This is a genomic window from Flavobacterium sp. FlaQc-57, from assembly GCF_044007395.1.
GTDB lineage: Bacteria > Bacteroidota > Bacteroidia > Flavobacteriales > Flavobacteriaceae > Flavobacterium.
In genome coordinates this window covers 27,144-45,005 of the sequence record NZ_JBIPDA010000006.1, presented here as the reverse complement: position 1 = coordinate 45,005, position 17,862 = coordinate 27,144, and the positions used below count along the sequence as shown (strand labels likewise).

The 17,862-nt window shown below is 31.9% G+C and carries 13 protein-coding genes and 1 pseudogene; 8 read left to right on the top strand and 6 right to left on the bottom strand.

Features of this window, described 5'->3' with window-relative positions:
* Positions 1-22 precede the first annotated feature (22 nt).
* From ACHRVZ_RS17510 to ACHRVZ_RS17485, 6 genes are all read left to right on the top strand, one after another.
* Positions 23-1,429: an MFS transporter gene (locus ACHRVZ_RS17510; protein WP_395424179.1), complete on the top strand. Its 1,407-nt coding sequence runs from the start codon at positions 23-25 to the stop codon at positions 1,427-1,429.
* Between the two features lie 53 nt (positions 1,430-1,482).
* Positions 1,483-2,586 carry an acyltransferase family protein gene (locus ACHRVZ_RS17505; RefSeq protein WP_395424178.1) on the top strand — a complete coding sequence of 368 codons (1,104 nt, stop codon included), beginning with the start codon at positions 1,483-1,485 and terminating at the stop codon, positions 2,584-2,586.
* 191 nt (positions 2,587-2,777) lie between these two features.
* On the top strand, positions 2,778-4,391 hold the full coding sequence (locus tag ACHRVZ_RS17500) for a hypothetical protein (RefSeq protein ID WP_395424177.1): 1,614 nt from the start codon (positions 2,778-2,780) through the stop codon (positions 4,389-4,391).
* A 405-nt stretch (positions 4,392-4,796) separates the two neighbouring features.
* The gene (locus ACHRVZ_RS17495; protein ID WP_395424176.1) at positions 4,797-10,214 is read left to right on the top strand and encodes a M4 family metallopeptidase; all 5,418 of its coding nucleotides are present in this window, start codon (positions 4,797-4,799) and stop codon (positions 10,212-10,214) included.
* Between the two features lie 8 nt (positions 10,215-10,222).
* Positions 10,223-10,939, top strand: coding sequence for a T9SS type A sorting domain-containing protein (locus tag ACHRVZ_RS17490; RefSeq protein ID WP_395424175.1), 717 nt, complete (start codon positions 10,223-10,225; stop codon positions 10,937-10,939).
* 68 nt (positions 10,940-11,007) lie between these two features.
* Entirely contained in the window at positions 11,008-11,649 is a 642-nt protein-coding gene (locus tag ACHRVZ_RS17485) for a porin family protein (protein ID WP_395424174.1), read from the top strand.
* A gap of 271 nt (positions 11,650-11,920) precedes the next feature.
* On the opposite strand, the gene ACHRVZ_RS17480 is transcribed toward ACHRVZ_RS17485, so the two are convergent.
* From ACHRVZ_RS17480 to ACHRVZ_RS17465, 4 genes are all read right to left on the bottom strand, one after another.
* A complete protein-coding gene (locus ACHRVZ_RS17480) occupies positions 11,921-12,427 on the bottom strand; it encodes a GNAT family N-acetyltransferase (protein WP_395424173.1) in 507 nt (168 codons plus the stop codon).
* Between the two features lie 616 nt (positions 12,428-13,043).
* Positions 13,044-13,355, bottom strand: coding sequence for a hypothetical protein (locus ACHRVZ_RS17475; RefSeq protein ID WP_395424172.1), 312 nt, complete (start codon positions 13,353-13,355; stop codon positions 13,044-13,046).
* Positions 13,352-13,723: a hypothetical protein gene (locus ACHRVZ_RS17470; protein WP_395424171.1), complete on the bottom strand. Its 372-nt coding sequence runs from the start codon at positions 13,721-13,723 to the stop codon at positions 13,352-13,354. Before ACHRVZ_RS17470 ends, ACHRVZ_RS17475 begins: the two co-directional genes overlap by 4 nt.
* A gap of 86 nt (positions 13,724-13,809) precedes the next feature.
* Positions 13,810-14,316: a hypothetical protein gene (locus ACHRVZ_RS17465; protein ID WP_395424170.1), complete on the bottom strand. Its 507-nt coding sequence runs from the start codon at positions 14,314-14,316 to the stop codon at positions 13,810-13,812.
* Positions 14,317-15,319: 1,003 nt separating this feature from the next.
* Between ACHRVZ_RS17465 and ACHRVZ_RS17460 the strand changes: the two genes are divergently transcribed.
* Both ACHRVZ_RS17460 and ACHRVZ_RS17455 read left to right on the top strand, forming a co-directional pair.
* A complete protein-coding gene (locus ACHRVZ_RS17460; protein ID WP_395424458.1) occupies positions 15,320-15,406 on the top strand; it encodes a DDE-type integrase/transposase/recombinase in 87 nt (28 codons plus the stop codon).
* 28 nt (positions 15,407-15,434) lie between these two features.
* A pseudogene (locus ACHRVZ_RS17455) lies at positions 15,435-15,632 on the top strand (DDE-type integrase/transposase/recombinase); the annotation flags it as partial.
* A gap of 273 nt (positions 15,633-15,905) precedes the next feature.
* Here the strand turns inward: ACHRVZ_RS17455 and ACHRVZ_RS17450 are convergent.
* Together ACHRVZ_RS17450 and ACHRVZ_RS17445 are read right to left on the bottom strand one after the other, a co-directional pair.
* Positions 15,906-16,184: a hypothetical protein gene (locus tag ACHRVZ_RS17450; protein WP_395424169.1), complete on the bottom strand. Its 279-nt coding sequence runs from the start codon at positions 16,182-16,184 to the stop codon at positions 15,906-15,908.
* A gap of 765 nt (positions 16,185-16,949) precedes the next feature.
* Positions 16,950-17,735 (bottom strand): DNA-binding response regulator, encoded by a 786-nt coding sequence (locus ACHRVZ_RS17445; RefSeq protein WP_395424168.1) that lies wholly within the window; start codon positions 17,733-17,735, stop codon positions 16,950-16,952.
* Positions 17,736-17,862: the final 127 nt, after the last annotated feature.

Here is a 17,862-nt window from a genome sequence, read left to right as displayed (position 1 = left end):
TTCAAGCCTAAAAATAAAAATGATGACGGTAATTACAGAGCAAAATAACGAAGCAGTAAAAAAGGTATTACCAATTATTTTAGCGACTTCTATTTTTATGCAGATGCTTGATTCAACGATATTGAATACCTCGCTGCCTTCTATTGCTAAAGATCTGAATGAATCTCCTCTGGACATGCAAAATGCGATTATTAGTTATGTACTAACCTTGGCGCTATTTATGCCTGTTAGTGGCTTTTTGTCGGATAAATTTGGTACTAAGAAAGTCTTTATTTTTGCTTTATTTTTATTCAGTCTCGGATCTTTGTTTTGTTCGCTTTCTCAAAATTTAACGCATTTAGTTTTAGCCCGAATCGTTCAGGGTGTCGGTGGAAGTTTAATGACACCGGTAGGAAAGCTGGCTTTGATTAAAACATTTCCTAAAAAAGAATTACTTAAAGCAATGAATTTCGCCATTATTCCAGCCTTAATTGGTCCAGTATTGGGGCCTTTGGTAGGAGGTTATATGGTGGATTATTTATCCTGGCATTGGATTTTTTTAATAAATATTCCGTTCGGGCTTATCGGAATCCTTTTAAGTTTAAAGTATATGCCCAATTATACCTCTAAAATAATCGATTTTGATTTAAAAGGCTTTTTCATTTTTGCGGCGGCCTCACTTTTGTTGTCTATATCGCTGGAATTATTTGGAAATACCGTTAGAGTGTCACCGGTTTTATTGGTGTTAATGTCTGGTTTTTTAATGCTGTATTGGTATTATCGTCATGCAGAAAGAGACAATAATCCTATTTTTCCTTTAAATTTATTTCAGGTACGAACGTTTCGAGTTGGCATTGTTGGTAATTTGGCTACACGCTTAGGTATTAGTTCTATTCCGTTGTTACTGCCTATGATGATTCAGATCGCTTACGGCCAATCGGCGGTAGTATCAGGATGGATTGTTGCACCTATGGCTCTAACTGCAATGTTTGGAAAATCTGTAGTAATTAGTATTTTAAACACCTTTGGCTACCGAAAAACCTTAATGGTGAATACTTTTATTATTGGAATTTTAATTTGCTGTTTGGCAATTCCATCAATTCACACTTCTATTTACTGGTATATTCCAATAATTGCTATATTGGGTTTCTTTAACTCGATACAATTTACTTCTATGAATTCAATTTCAATTGCCGATTTAAGACAATATCATACCAGCAGCGGAAATTCATTGATATCAGTTAACCAACAATTGGCTATTGGTTTTGGTATCGCTTTCGGATTATTAGTCCTTAAAGTTTTTCAAGGCGATGTAAAACTTATTCATAACGAAATTCACAATGCTTTTAGATATACTTTTTTGATTGTTGGTTTTTTAACCATTCTGTCCGGGTTGATTTTTAGAAGACTCCATTTTAAAGATGGTGACAATTTAAAGCCCGCCAATTAAAACTTAAAAACTATAAATAAATTTTAACCTATTCAAACCATATTTACATTATAATGACTACTAACCATGCCTCAGTTTCAATTCTACAAACCAAACAACATTTCGAAATTCTTGACGGACTTAGAGGCGTCGCCGCTCTGGCCGTTGTAATATTCCATTTCATGGAATGGGTTTACACTGATCCCACTAAAAATTTTATAGGACATGGCTTTTTAGCTGTCGATTTCTTTTTCTGTCTTTCGGGATTTGTAATAGGATATGCTTATGATGATCGTATTGCAAAAATGGGACTTCGAAATTTTTTTATTTCAAGGATTATCAGGTTACATCCGTTGGTTATTGCAGGATCAATATTCGGTCTTTTTGCATTTTTGTTCGATCCGTTTGGTGGGCATTTAGAATTGTATAGCACGGGAAAAATTATTTTAACTTTTATCTGTTCCATATTTCTTATTCCGTTACCAATAATATCCGATCGTGGTTTTAATCTATTCAGTTTCAATGCGCCTGCATGGTCATTGTTTTGGGAATATATGGCCAATATTGTTTATGCATTTGTACTTTATCGAATTGGTCGAAGCTATTTAGTAATCTTGACAATACTTTCGGCTTTAGCTATTTGTTATGTAGGTTATAATTCAGGTAATTTATTAGGTGGCTGGAGTGGTCCAACTTTTTGGGACGGATGCGCCAGAATATCGTATTCATTTTTAGCAGGATTACTTATTTACCGTTCGAACTGGATTATCAAAAACAAACTTGGATTTACAGGTCTTTCGGTACTGTTGTTATTGGCCTTTGTAATGCCATTCTCAGGTTGGAACTGGTTGTCTGAACCTTTAGTAGTACTATTTTACTTTCCGTTTTTAGTAGCTTTAGGTGCAGGATCAGTTTTAAAACCCGGTTTGAAAAAGGTTTGCGTATTTTCAGGACAAATTTCGTATCCGCTATATATGACACATTATGCAGTATTATGGATGTTCGGGAATTACTACACCAGTCATAAACCGGATACAGCGCAATTAACTTTGATCGTTGTAACAGCAACAATTTTACTTGTTGGAGTTGCGTATCTGGTAATGGTAATTTATGATATTCCTGTGAGGAAATATTTAAGTGATAAATGGAAAGAAAGACTTGCTAAACAAAAGAATTAAATGTAAAATATCAGATAAAAATAAATTTGCATAACGTTTAATTACAGTTATTTAAAATTAAAAATAAGCATTTAGAATAGCTGTGTATTCAAAATTACAGCAAACTTATATTTCTTCGTTTTATTTAATTTGACATATTATTCCTAGTTTATTTTATTTAAATTTGAAATTCTTCAATAGCGTTTTATATTATGATGACACGATTATTCTCCTTGTTTTTTCTTATTCTGGCTATTACTATTCATTCACAGCCTTCAACGAAAGAGCTAATTGATAGTTTAAATAGTATTAACGATCATCAGAAAAAAGTTGAACTTTGCAGTAAAATCGCGTTAAGATTGCAAAAATCTGATTGGGACAGAGCTATAAAATACATTGAATTAGCTGAGGCTGAAGCGGTAAAAACAGAAAATTCAGAACTCACCTTGGCTCATGTTTATGTTGCGGCAGGTAAGATGTACGCATCAAAGGAAGTCTTTGATGTTGCTTTAAAATATTATTTAAAAGCACATGATATTTACAAAAAGAAAAATAATATTGAGGAATTGGCTAAACTAGAAAACAATCTCGCTATTATTTATTCACTCGGAAAAAACAAAGAAAAAGCATTAAAATATTTCTTAAATGTATATCGCTATCAAAAGACTAAGAATGATCCCGTTAAGCTCGTAAAAATTTTAAACAATATAGGTACCATCTACTTAGGTAAAAATACAGACTCTTCATTGTATTACTATAAAAAGGCTCATTTGATAAATAAAACGATTAATGACAATGCTTTAAAAATTTATGTCAACACCAATTTGGCACGAGCTTATGCTTTAAAAAAGGATAAAAAAAATACAGATTATTATTATGATCAAGCTTTTTTGTTAGTAGATAAGCCTGCTGATAATTTAGTAAAAGCTTTTGTATATGAGTCTTTTTCTGAATATAAATTGAAAGAAAAAAAGTATGATGATGTAATCGTAAATGCAAAAAAAGCATTAGAATTATGCAAAGAAAACAGCTATAGCTTTTCAGGTTTAAACCTGAATAAAATGCTCTATCAAGTTTATATAAATAAAGAAGATTATAAAAATGCAGTTTATTATTTTCAGCAATATAATGCGATCAACGACAGTATCAATGTCGAAGAAAAGGCTGTAAATCTTGAAAGAATAAAGCTTGAACAGGATTATAAAGTTCGTACCCAAATAAAAACACTTACTGAACAAAAGAAACTATTTAAGTATTCTATCGTTGGATTAATATTAGTTGTAGGTATATTGATTTTAATTATTTTACTGATAAAATACCGAAACAAGAATATTAAAAACCAACTCGAACAAGAGAAATTAAAAACAAAGATGCAGGATTTAAAAGAGAATCTGAAAGCTAAAAACATGGTTCTTATAGGAAAGGCAATGTCAGAAATACATCGTACGGATAGTATTAATGAAATCCTGACTGATCTTAAACAAATTAAACTCAAAACTATTAGCAAAGAAATGCAGCAAGCTATTGATATAGTTTTAAAGCGTCTTGAAAAGAATTTGAATACAGATATCTGGAAAGAATTCGAAATAAGTTTTGAACAGGTTCATCAATCATTTTTTGATAAATTAAAAAATGATTATCCCTCACTTACTCCAAAAGACCGTAGATTATGCGCTCTATTATATCTTGATTTAACTACAAAAGAAATTTCTCAGATTACAGGTCAATCCTTTAAGGCGATCGAAAATGCCAGAACAAGACTTCGTAAAAAATTTGATTTGACTAATGAAAAAGTAAATCTTTCTACACATCTCAATACATTTTAGTCTAAGAAAATGTAAAATATAATCCAAACTAATCGATTGATTCAGTTTGGATTATGTTTTTATGAGTGTTTTTTTTGTGGCACTTTTTTGGCTAAGAGTGTTTTTGCAATAGTCCTTTTTTTCAAAAGCATCTGCCTCCGTTCTACATTTACCAAATCGATGTAAATAAATTAGAATGGCCGAGAAGAAAAAAAAAGAACCTTCTAAAAGTTTAGAACAGCTTATAGAAGAAACAAAAGCAAAAAAGAAATTCCTCTTAAAAATTCTGGAAAAAATAACAAAGGAAAATCCTGAAAATCAAACTCCGAATTGATTTTCAGAAACATCTTTTATGGCTTTGCTATGAACTATTGAGAGGGAATTATTAACCAAGAAAACCATAATATTAATTTAAATTTAAAAGAAATGAACCAAATTTACTTAAAAACCAAGTATTTGTTTATTTTGTTAAGTCTCTTTGCCTGTTCCGTAGGAATGGCTCAGTCACCTTTTCCAAACAAACAAACTGGTAATGCAAAAACCGCGATAGAATCGTCGGTTGCAAATCAGTCAAAAGATCAAGTTTATAAAAAAGCTGCTGATCTAAATTTGAGTCAGAATAATGACTACAACAATCTTTTTACTCAAAAGGAAGAGGGAATAAAGGGGCAAGAACTTTCTGCAGCAGAAAGCGAATCAGTGATGAAACAAGCACAGCAAAGCCAAAATTTATTTGAGCAAAAGCTAACGAATACAACTGAGAATACAACTGTACAGGACTCGATTAGTAAGGTTCGATCTTTTGCTAAAACTTCAAATTTGACTGCGAAAAATATATTTGAAGTTAAAAAGGGAGATTTTGAATTATCCAAGTCTGATAAAATGCAATTAAAATCAACTTCTGACAAACATGGCAGGACTTTGGTAACGTATCAGCAATTGCATAATGCAATTCCAATTGAAGGAGCAATTTATAAGGTTAGAGAGAGTAAAACTAAGATTGATGCATTTGGTTCTACGGCTAAGAAATTGTCTGAAAACAGCAATTATAAAATAAGTGCTGCCACGGCTTTAGAAAATGCACTTAAAACTGTAAATGCTAAGGAATATATTTGGGAAAGTAAAAAATTAGGATCGTTATTAAATAAAAATATAAGCGCAAAACCAAAAGGTGAATTGGTGTATGTTGGGCCTAACTTTTCTTCGGAATTAAAGGAGTATTACCTGGCATGGAAATATGATGTTTTTGCGACCAATCCGCAATCCAGCCATACTATTTATGTAGATGCGAATACAGGAAAAATAATTCTTACTATCGATTTAAATCGCGATGTAAACTTTACAGAGCAAAATTTGGGTAAAGGTAAGTCCCGATATTCAGGAGATGTTACTTTTAATACAAAACAATATGCTGATGGCTACCGATTAGAGGGTTTACAAGGAAAATACAAAGTCCCTATGTATACTATGAATATGAATCACGCCGATCATGCTTCAGATGAAGTAATCACTGATTTTATTGATGAGGATAATATATGGAATGATTTACATAATAAAAATAATGATGAGGTTGCCATGGATATCCATTGGGGTATGCAGAAAACCATAGAATATTATGGAGATAAATTTAATCGAAATAGTATTGATGACAAAGGAATGACTATTATTGGTTTGGCGCATTTAGGCACTAATGTTGAAAATGCTTCATGGACTGGGGGATGGGCACAATTTGGCGATGGTATCAATATGCCTTATGTTGGTTTGGGCATTACGGCACATGAATTGACTCATGGAGTAACACGTTTTACAGCCGGATTAATCTATCAGGGAGAGTCAGGCGCTATGAATGAATCTTTCAGTGATATCTTTGGTATTGCTGTTGAATTCTATGTTGGAAAAGACAAAAAAGAAAACATATGGATGCTGGGGAATGAATTGTACCAACATGGAAGTATGAGAAATATGTCTAACCCAAAGGCACAAAGTCAGCCTGATACCTATGGTGGAGAAAATTGGGCAAATCCATTGAACCTTCAGTACGATAATGGAGGTGTACACATTAATAGTGGTATTACAAATTACTGGTTTTACCTTTTAAGTGAAGGCGGTCAGGGTATCAATGACCTAAATAACAGCTACGATGTTAAAGCTATTGGTATTGCGAAAGCAGAGAAAATTGCTTATGTCACGCTTACCGAGTATTTATCTCCTTCTTCAAATTTTAGCGATATGCGTCAGGCTACTTTATTGGCTGTAGAAGATTTGTATGGATTAGGTTCTGAAGAGTACAAACAAGTTAGCAATGCCTGGTATGCTATTGGTGTTGGAGGCGCTTTTGCTGATAAACAAATAGCACTCGTTTCAGTTGAAAAACCTTCTGCCACTTGTGGTTCATTAAAAGGAAACGAACCTTTTTACATTAAAATTAAAAATACAGGATCTACTGTAATTTCAGCAAAAGAGAGCTTGAATTACAAATTGAGATTAATGGTACCTGGTTTTGGGGGCAAAATGAATACACTTTATTCTAGCGACAGTACTATTAGTTTTGCCAAAGATTTGGCCGTAGGTGAAGAAACTACTGTAAAAATTCAAGAAAACCTTCCTTATCTGATCAGTGATACTAAATTAAACTATGTAGAAGTTAAATTTGATTTTAAACCTATTGCGGCGTTCGGTGCAAAAGACGGAATTTCTTTTGTTTCAAGTTTTATGGTTGCTCCTGCGCAAAAAGATTTCGATCTTAAAGTAGTACGATTAAATCTTCCGGCCTATTCAGGAACAGCGTTGTCTGCAAATCATGCATTGGCGGTTACGATTTATAATGTGGGCTGCCAAGATATTGCTGCAGGGACACAATTAAAAGTAGGATATGCAAATACACTTACAGGAAATCAAACGGTTTGGAAAGACGTTACATTAAGTACTGTTTTTAAAGCAAACTCAGAAATGACAATTCCTTTTGATGGTAATATCGATTTATCTGCAGCCGGCTTGCATACGTACGAAGCTTTTGTATCCTATAGCCAGGATCCGGTAGCAGGTAATAACAGTGGTATCAATGCTGTTTACAGTGGTATTATAACTCAATTTCCATATAATCAGGATTTTGAAAGAACACCTGGAGGCTGGTATTCAGAATCACTAGCAACCAATCAAAAATTTATATGGCAGGCATCTTCATATACATTTAGAGATACAAATTCGAAATATTTATGGGCTACTGAAAATCTTGCAAATACTACTGAAAGAATGGCTTTAAATGCTGATTTTACATTACAATCTCCAGTATTTGATTTTACCAATGTTACCTTCCCGTATATTGAGTTTGATCTTATTTCTTTGTTTCATAACGGATATGACGGATTAGTTGTAGAGTATTCTGAAGATAACAAAAACTGGAAAAAAGTTACGGGTATCGATTATCCTTCGGCTTTACATTACGATGACGAAGGTGTCTTATCGGGACCATGGTTTACCGGAATCAACAATGATTTCAAGAAAAAGCCAATTGGAATGCTTTTAAGCGAACTTGCAGGTAAAAAAGCCGCTATTCGCTTCCGTGTAGTTACTGATGATTATAATGATGGACTCTTAGGAGCTTTTATAGACAATATTCATGTAGATAATGCACCTTATGATTTAGAGCTTATAACAGCAAATATAAAAGCTGGCAGCTGTAAGATTGACAATAGTAATGCAACAATAACGACTAGAATCATTAATAATTTTGCGACAAAGGCTGAGCAGGTTAATGTTACTGTAAAAATTCTTGATAGCGCCAAAAAAGAAGTTTTTTCAAAAACAGAAAAAGCAGCATTAGCGTTTACTAAGTTTAGAGATACTATCACGTATTCTATTCCAAATATTGATTTAAAAAGTATTGGGGATAATACAATTTTGATTTCTGTTTTTCCTGATGATATGACTCAGGATCTTAAACCGGGAAATAATTCCTTTACTTTAAATTACGATAACTGGAACAATGATGATATGAAAATAGCTGTGCTTCCATACACAATTGATTTTGAAGATGTATCCCAATATAAAGGATGGAGAACATCTGAAAATAAAGGAGCTGCTGGTTGGAAATATGGAATAAGTACTGATTTAGAATCTCCGGGATGGCCTTTAAAAGATCATACTCATTTTATGGCGAGTAACGATGATAAATGTAATTGTGACTCTTCAAATGATATGTTAATCTCACCTGTATTCGATTTGAGCAATTATAAACAAGCGCACTTAACATTTGATGGTTTTGGAGATGGAGCGAGGGACTCAGACGGATATGTAAAAGTAAGTATTGATGGCGGTGAAACATGGAAAACGGTATTTCAAATGCCTTATATCAATAACTGGATAGAATATCATGTAGATTTAAGTCCTTATGCAGGAAAATCTTGTGTTCTTGTAGCATTTCAGCACAATGACAATGGGTTGTTTGCCAGTGGTTTTGCAGTAGATAATATTAAAATTACAGATAAATCAGAATATTTACAGTTATCTAATTTAAGTGTACCTGAAACTGTTTATGAAGATGCGCCTTCGCATCAATTTTTTATAGCGGCAAGAAATGTCTTTTATAATAAAGTTGAAAAAGCAACGATCGAATATCAAATTACCCAAAATGGTAAAGCTGTAGGTGAACCAATTGTATTACAAAGAAATGACCAGATATTGCAATACCAAACCATTGTTTATACAATAGATGGTATTCCGCAGTTAGCAGCAGGCAATTATGAAATTAATGTAAAAATAATTACAAACGGACAGCCAAAAGCTGAGGCATCAAGTCTTACAAAATCGTTTCAGGTTATTGCTAAGACATCAAACTTAGATGTTGAAACTTTTTCTAGTGTAGCGCAGGGGTCAATATTTGGATCAAAAGGATATGCTTCAAATCAAAGTGATGATAATTATCCATGGAGAGCTGTTGCTAAACCGGATAATACAAACTTGACTCTTCCTAAGAAAGATCATACAGGGGATACTTCTGGAACGATGCTGTACAATCAGCTTGAAAATTATGCTCTTTACGGAGAATTAGTTTCTCCAATGTATAAGTTGTCTGAAAATACAACTGCGTTAGAATTTTATTATGGAATGCAGTGTAATTATCTCAATGCCTTTATTATTGATATTAAAACTGTAGGAGGTGAATGGACCGAAATATGGAGAGACTCTAAACAAGGAACTTATTCAGATAAAGAATGGCAAAAAGGAGCCGTAAATTTAAGTAAATATGCAGGAAAATCTGTAATGCTGCGATTTAGACATGCTAAAGCAGGCGGATATTCTTATATGGTATTAGATGATTTAAAAATAATCAGTGAACCTGTTTTAGATGTATCGACACAAATATTGTCGCCAAAAGACATCTGTGGCGAATCTGAATTTAAAGTTAAGCTGAGCAACGAAGGACAAGTTGCAATTCCAGCAAACTCTATTCAACTAGATTTAGTATATGACAACACAAATGAAGCTATTTCGGAATTTGTTGCAGCAGGGATTCCGGTTGGAGGTAGCATAGAATATGTTTTCAAAAAACAGCCTAAACTTGATGTAAGCGGTGATTCTCATGTGTTTAATGTTAGTGCAAAACTAGAAAATGATGCTATTCAGCAAAACAATGACATAAAAAACTATACCTACCACGGAGTGTCATCAGACTTTAAAATATTTGACAGCCCAAGTATTCATGGATACGCAGGAAGAAGTTTATATATTGATGCTAAAACTAATTTTAGTGTTGCTAAATTAGAAGTTGTTTCATACAAATGGAGCACAGGAGATGTTTCACATGGCATTGAAGTAAATAAGGCAGGGGAGACTATACAGTAACAGTAGTGATGAAAAATGGATGTACACTTACTGAAAAGATAACTGCCACATTAGATACTTTCGAATCTGATTTACCAAGCGGAGCTGTTTGTGGTCCTGAAGTTACTTTGTCTCCAGGGAATTATAAATCTTACGAGTGGTTTGATGGCTCAACAGAACCAACTTATACTACAACTGAAGGTGGAAATTATTATGTAACTGTTTATAATGAAAATGGTATTGGGAAAATTTTTAATACTACCATTTCAATTCTTGAAAACAACATTGTACCGGAAATTCAGGTTATAGGTGATAAAAAGTTAACATCTTCAGTAGAGGCAGCTTCATATCAATGGTTTTTAAATGAAAGACCTATACCAAATGCAACTGAAAAATCTATAATTACAATTTGGGAAGGAAATTATAGCCTTCAGGTAATTAATGATAATGGATGTAATAGTATTTCGGCGCCATTTGATTCAAAAGGTATGCTTGTCGGAAAAATAACAAATGCTTTTAGAGTATTCCCTAATCCCGTGATTGATAATGTGAATATATTCTTAACAGATAAAATTGAAGGAGAGGCACAAATCAATATTTATGCAATGGATGGTAAAGTGATGTGGAGTAAAACTTATGCAAATATTCCATCAAGTATAAATCTAAGTGGATTAGTTCCTGGAGTTTATGTTTTAGACTGTAGTGTTCAGGGCAAAAAGTATACAACCAAGGTTGTTAAGAAGTAAAAAAATAAAGATAGAAATTGGATAACTCTCAGAAATGAGAGTTGTCCTTCTTAAAGCAAATAAGTATTATGAAAAAAACTATGCTAATTTTATGCACACTATTTTTAGGTGTGACAGCTATGGCTCAAACTCAAAAAATTAAATTTGGAGTAAAAGCAGGGTTAAATATTGCGAGCCTTACTTTTGATGAAAGTGAATTACACTCATCAAGCAAAACCGGATTTACGACTGGGTTTATGGTTGAAATTCCTCTGGCGAAAAATTTTTCGCTTCAGCCGGAGCTATTGTATAGCCAACAGGGAACAAAAACTTCCTTTTCAGATCAAGATGTAACAAATTCGAATTATAAAGGTAGCATTGAGTTAAACTATTTAAATATTCCTGTAATGCTAAAATACTATGTAATGAAAGGATTTAGCATACAAGCCGGGCCACAGATAGGGATACTCTTAAAAGCCAACAATAAATATCAGGATAATTTTTTAGGTTATGAAAATCATGAGCGTTTTGATTTATCTGATTATTCAACTGGTCTTGATACTTCTGTAAATTTTGGATTGGGTTATCAATTTAAAGATAAATTATATACAGACGTTAGATACAACATTTCATATTCTAATGTTTTCAAAGATGGCGATGCAAATTATTTTATTAATAATGATATGAAGAATAGAGTTTTTCAAATAACGATTGGTTATTTTTTTAAATAATTAGTTTTTTTATATTTCTTAAGTCGACAGGATGCTATTAGAAAAATGCAGTTCTTGTAGGCTTTGACTTGTAGAGGTTGTAGAAATATACTTTATGAAAAAAACCTGTAAACATATTGTTTACAGGTTTTTTTGTGGAGTAGAGGAGTTAAAAATGAAGAAGCTAATTATCTCATTTTTTTAGCTGATAATGCATTAATTGAAAATCGGAATTAATGTATGGGTCAGAATCCTTGTAGATTTTAGGTTATAAATTCGCGGATTTATCAGATTAAACTAATGGTCTTTTGATTCTAAAATAAGCTATTTCTTCTTTATCTCTTAGTAAATTATGTAGTCGTTCAAATCCTGCTTTTTGTAATACATTTTGTGATCCGGCATTGTTAACGTCAGTTATGGCAACTACTTCTTCTTTATTAGTATTTGTAAAGCAATATTGAGTGATTGCTTTGCATACTTCAGTAGCGATACCTTTACCCCAATAGTCTTGGCTAAGAACATAACCAATTTCTAGTTGGTCATTATTGTACATGAAGATGCGAGCAACACATATTCCTATAAAGTTGTTGCTTTCGGCATCAAATATTGCCCAGCGGCTAAGTTTGCCTTTCTCATAATTGTCTAGTAATTCTGAGAACATTTCCTGATATCTCTCGGGTGAAATTGCGGGTAAATATTGAATGACCAGATCATCTTTAAAAAGATTTAAAAATGTCTGTTTTTCCTGTGGTAAAAATTGGCGTATAATTATTCTTGAACTACGATAAAGATGTGACATATTATTGGTTTGTATATATCAAAAGTAAAGAAAAAAGCCTGTAAACAATAAGTTTACAGGCTTTTTTGTGGAGTTGATGGGATTACAATCGGAGACTTAATTCCTATATTAATGTTCATTGATAAGCTTGAAAAAAAGCCTTGAAGGCCTTTATATAAAAGGGGTTTTATTATTTTGATGTTTTTTTAAGTCTCAATTATGTTTTATCTTTTTTTTTCAAAACACTTACTTTTTTATTTATAAATGGACAAAATGATCAGCTCAAGATGTTCGATAGTTGAACACCTTACGGACTTTGCTTTAGCACTAGGTGTTGTGCAGAAATAATCTTGGGAATAATTTTGCGCTCAAAAATTAAATTATGCTAAGAGAATACACACAAGAAGATATAATTGATATGAAAATATCAAATTGTATCAAAAAAATTGAAAATGAAAAGAAGAGCAGTAATTAGAATGAGTTATTCAAATTCTTGTTGAATCAATTTTAAAGTCAATGCCATGAAGAACGTAATGACATGATCAATTGAAAGTTGAGAATTTTAAAATTATAGTTTTATTTATAATTCCCAAGAGCCCCGACAAATAACAAATTCAGATAGTATTTAATAATTAAATTATTTAAATACTAAATAAGCTTTTTTTGTTGCCACAATATTACCCAAAGTTGACACTTCGAGAGTACACTCATCATTAACTCCGACATTACCCCCAGGGACAGTCAATATAAATGAATCTGAAGTTTTACTTGAGGTTACCGTATAGGCTATTTCATCCGTATATCCATCTGAACCAATAATGGAAATTTTAATTACTGTACCTACATTTAAGCAAGAAATATCGACCACGGCATTATAATCATTACCCGCAAGTGGTGTAGATGGCGATAATATGAAGCTTTTTACAGAAATTTTATCATCAAGGTTCATGTTATATCTGGAAATGGTCCTTGTGCCGGTGCTATATAATCAATTGTTTTATTGTCTTGCGGTATTCCGGCCACAACACCATTTAAAATAACATTAGGGGTTGCATATACCTTTACATCAAACACATCAATTAACCCGGGTGGTGTTAGGTTAAGTATGTCTTTGTAGGTGCAATAGTGGTTCAGTAATAAAACAGAAGATTCACACGCTGCAAAAAAAGGAGCTGAAACAGCAGTACCAATTACAGTTGATGTTAAAGCAAGAGTTAATGAGCCAGACATATCTGTACCTAAATTTGTAATACTCCCTGGAACATTCGAACTTACATCACAAAAACCATCAATTGCGTTTTTAGTATTCTCAATCATATCTTTTATATTAACCGATGGTATAGCATTAGATGGGGCCTTAAATATGAATTTACCAGTATCTACAATAGTTAAATCCAATCTTCTTACAAAATTACCATTTCCATCTCGAAGATTAACCCAAGCCCCATTCGTTGATGCATTAAATGGCCCACATTTATTGATGGTGAAATAATTACCAGTAATTGAAGCGTAGTTTGTTTCTTAAAAGAAGTTACAGTTAATGGCTTTAGTTTTAACGAACAAATCCTCCTAATAGAATGTTTATTCTTAGCTGCAACCGAACTTTTACTTATAGATTTGGTAGTACCGGATGTATTGATTTGTGTATTGCCATCAGCTGAAATCGCCAAAAGATTAAAATCAGTATTATTTGTCCATTCTATGAAAAAATGAACACCATTTGGAGCAATAAAAGCAATTGGTTTCTTGCTCGGATCAAAAAAACCTTGGGTTTGTAATCCATCCTTATCTGTGAAATTTACTTGTTTAATAGCAATAGGCTTACCTGTGTCACTTCGATCACCATAATATTCCATCGTACCTTTATTGTTCTTTATCGACATTATCATGGGATCAGTTACATTCGTCATCAGTGTAACAGCTACATCTTTTGTCTGTGGAGGCGCACTTTAATCATGGTTGTCCTTGTCGCAATAGGTAAATAGAACCATTTACATAGTAGTAATCCCCATTTTTTTAAAATAATACTATCCTTTGATGTTGTAATAGACTTTTTCATAATTTTTGGTTTTTAGTTGTTTATAAATTATTTGAAATATGAGAAACTTCTATTTTGAGATTTGGAAAAATGAAAGAGTGTTTAAGGTTTTTAATTTATTGTAAAGCAGGTTATTAATAAGGGAGGTTGTTTTTTTATGGACTCTTTCGCAGCTATTTTGTTATAACATAGTAAAATGCAACAGCAGAAAATTATGCTGCTAAACAAAGTAATTTAAAGATGGTTATCTCTGGATTACTACTATTAAAATGTCTTTAGGAGCTTGATAGTAGGATTCTAATAACAAGGATAATAATAGAATTTGATGTAAGGTGCTCGAACTTAGGTTGTATTATTGTTGTAGAACAAAATAGTGTATAGGAAGATATATTTGCAAAAGCTAAATATTGCTTTACATCTGTAAAAGTAATAAAACTAGTTCAAAGAAATGTCAGAATAAATACCTGTATTTCAGGATTATGGATTTTTTTTTAACAATGTTAATGATTGGTTTTTTACAGAAAATGAACCTGATGAACAATTATTAATGAAAGAAAACAAGTGTCTTCGGAAAATAAACATCAAAATCTGTTTAACAGAAAGGGATTAAATTGATGGTTCAAAGTCCGGTTCTGTTATATCTGGAAATAACTTTTATCTTTAGAATTTTAAACCAATCAAAAAATGAATACTAAAGGGCATTGTTATCCAAAATACATGATATTTTAGGCAATATATTTCAAATTAAGATTTACATTAAGTTACCGAAATGTTAAAGAAATAATGAAGATTAGGGGAGTGATTGTGGATCATGCCACGATTCAGTCGTGGGTTTATAAGTTTACAGCTTTGCTTGAGTTGGAGATGAGTTATAGATGAAGAAGAGAAAAAGTAGAGAGGGGACGAGTTGGAGAATGGACGAGACTTATATTAAGGTTAAAGGGCAATGGTGTTATTTATAGCTGGCAGTAGATATAAGGCCATACAGCAGACTTTCTTTTGACCAGAAAAAGACAGAGAATGAGTGCTCAGTCATTTCTAATTAAAGTAATTAGTAATAACTACAAGGCAAGATTAATAAACATTGATAAAAGTGGTTCTAATACTGTCGCTATCAAAGAATATAACAAGCGTGCGTTCTCAAAGATTAAAATCCGACAGTGTAAATATCTCAACAATATTATTTAACAGGATCATCGTTTTATCAAATGGCGCATTTAAAAAGGATTAGGCTTTAAAAGTTTTGAATTGGCAAGACTAACATTGATCGGAATTTAAGTTGTGGATATGTTGAGAAAGAATCAGATGATTGAACCAGAGATAACTATGTTTAAATCATTCTGTAAATTGGCAGATTAACTTTTAAATTACTTAAATTCTTATATTTGATTCTGACAGATGTGACAAAACCTAAGTTGACAAATAAATTTAATTAATTTCCTCATTAAGCAAGATAAGAGTCTAATTGAGAAGTGTTTTGCTATTTATTTTTAGAAGACCTTTTATAGTTATATAAATTGCGTCAGTATCTGGATCTAAAAAAATATATCCCTCGCAATCAAGGAGAATTAGGGCTTCCAATATTTTTGCTTGATTCATTCTTTGAGTAGAGATTTGTTCAAAGAATTTAACAGATAGATGTGAATCCTGAATCATATATTTTGTCATCTCCTCTAACGTGCAGAAACTACCAGCAAGTCTGTTCAGTATTTTATCATAAAAAACGGTTGATCTTTCCATAATTGATTTTGGTTTAGTAATAATATGTATGAACATTAAGTTCTTTTAGTTTATTAGTTATAGTTTAATTAACAATAAAATTGATATTGGTTTTACACCAAGAGTAATAAACATTGGTAAAAGTGTTTCTAATACTGCCGCTATCAAAGTCTATAACAATCGTTCGTTCTCAAAGATTAAGATCCGCCAGTGTAAATATATCAATAATATTATTGAACAGAATTATCGCTTTATCAAATGGCGAATACAAAATGGATTAGGCTTTTAAAGCTTTGAATCGGCAAGACGAACATTGATCGGAATTGAAGTTGTGCATATGTTGAGAAAGAATCAGATAATTCAACCAGAGATATCTATGTTTAAATCATTCTGTAAATTGGCCGGCTAAGTTTTAAATTACTTAAAATCTTATATTTAATTCTGATAGATGTGACAGAACTTTTTTACTTATTAATAGCATTTTTCTCACTGGCAAATTTATAACCTGTTAACAAAACTCCCGCAATAAAAAGCGAAAATATATAATAATAAATTGATGCATCTTGTAGCATTGGCTGTCCATTTGTCTTAGAAAAAGTATTAGATGTTGTTCATAATCTCAAAATCAAACAATAAATTTTACTTAAAACAAAATAATTATGTTTCTTCATTAGGATTTAAATTTGTATTTAATAAAAAATATGACTCAAAATATAGATTGGCAAATCTCATGAATAATCTTTAATGTTGCCGTGTTATTGTTTTTACTGATATTTAAAAAATAATCTAATTGAAACTTTTTAATTTTGAATTGTCATTGAATATAAATTTAGCTGCTTTTTTTCTAGATACTTCCGGAGAAACATTGAAAACTTTTTTATAGGCTAAATAGAAACTACTATAATTTTGAAAACTTAAATCAAAAGAGATCTCCTGAATGGGTTGATTTGTAGTTTCTATTAAGGTTCTTGCTATTTCCATTTTTCGTTCCAGTATGTATTTATAAGGAGTTGTTCCTGTGATATTTGAGAAAACTCTAATGAAATGATGCTTTTTCCATTTGGTTATTTTGGATAAGTCTTCTATGTATATTTTTTCATATATGTTTTGGTTAATATAATCGATAACATTTCTAATCCTATAAAGCGCCTCATTCTGAATTTCATTTTCGATTCTTTGAGGATCAATTTTTCTGTGGTTAAAATTATTTATGGCTAATATTGAATTTGCAATTATGTCAATGTCTCTAAATGGTTTTATTATAAAACCATAAGGTCTGGTAGCTTTTATTTTTTCTAAGGTTAATTTGTCATAAGCGGAGGTTATAATGATAAAAGGAATTTGATTTATGTAATGTAGAAATTTAGCTATTTTAATACCTTCCTCTTTGGTTCCGGAAAGGTTAATATCTACAAAAACTAAGTTTGGATTCAAATTTTGAATTAGCTCTATCGCCATTTCGTAATCTGTTATATTAGCAATAGCTGTAAATCCTTCAGCTTCTACTATTTCTTTAATGTAGTTGGCTACTAATAAGTCGCCTTCTATAATGAGGATAAGCTTTTTTTTCATTAGGAATAATATCAGTTGTTGAAGTCTTTTTAAGATCAAATTTCACATTACAACTCCACATGATCGTTTTTTTTCTTCTGATTTGGCTTTTATTTGTAGTGTTAATTGATTTATTATTTCTAATCCT

What these genes read in the sequence shown, in the direction of transcription:
- ACHRVZ_RS17500 (WP_395424177.1), top strand. Translation starts at nt 2,778, where the DNA reads ATGATGACACGATTATTCTCCTTGTTTTTTCTTATTCTGGCTATTACT.
- ACHRVZ_RS17505 (WP_395424178.1), top strand. Translation starts at nt 1,483, where the DNA reads ATGACTACTAACCATGCCTCAGTTTCAATTCTACAAACCAAACAACAT.
- ACHRVZ_RS17510 (WP_395424179.1), top strand. Translation starts at nt 23, where the DNA reads ATGACGGTAATTACAGAGCAAAATAACGAAGCAGTAAAAAAGGTATTA.
- ACHRVZ_RS17445 (WP_395424168.1), bottom strand. Translation starts at nt 17,735, where the DNA reads ATGAAAAAAAAGCTTATCCTCATTATAGAAGGCGACTTATTAGTAGCC.
- ACHRVZ_RS17465 (WP_395424170.1), bottom strand. Translation starts at nt 14,316, where the DNA reads ATGACGAATGTAACTGATCCCATGATAATGTCGATAAAGAACAATAAA.
- ACHRVZ_RS17470 (WP_395424171.1), bottom strand. Translation starts at nt 13,723, where the DNA reads ATGATTGAGAATACTAAAAACGCAATTGATGGTTTTTGTGATGTAAGT.
- ACHRVZ_RS17460 (WP_395424458.1), top strand. Translation starts at nt 15,320, where the DNA reads ATGAAGAAGAGAAAAAGTAGAGAGGGGACGAGTTGGAGAATGGACGAG.
- ACHRVZ_RS17475 (WP_395424172.1), bottom strand. Translation starts at nt 13,355, where the DNA reads ATGAACCTTGATGATAAAATTTCTGTAAAAAGCTTCATATTATCGCCA.
- ACHRVZ_RS17480 (WP_395424173.1), bottom strand. Translation starts at nt 12,427, where the DNA reads ATGTCACATCTTTATCGTAGTTCAAGAATAATTATACGCCAATTTTTA.
- ACHRVZ_RS17485 (WP_395424174.1), top strand. Translation starts at nt 11,008, where the DNA reads ATGAAAAAAACTATGCTAATTTTATGCACACTATTTTTAGGTGTGACA.
- ACHRVZ_RS17495 (WP_395424176.1), top strand. Translation starts at nt 4,797, where the DNA reads ATGAACCAAATTTACTTAAAAACCAAGTATTTGTTTATTTTGTTAAGT.
- ACHRVZ_RS17450 (WP_395424169.1), bottom strand. Translation starts at nt 16,184, where the DNA reads ATGGAAAGATCAACCGTTTTTTATGATAAAATACTGAACAGACTTGCT.
- ACHRVZ_RS17490 (WP_395424175.1), top strand. Translation starts at nt 10,223, where the DNA reads ATGAAAAATGGATGTACACTTACTGAAAAGATAACTGCCACATTAGAT.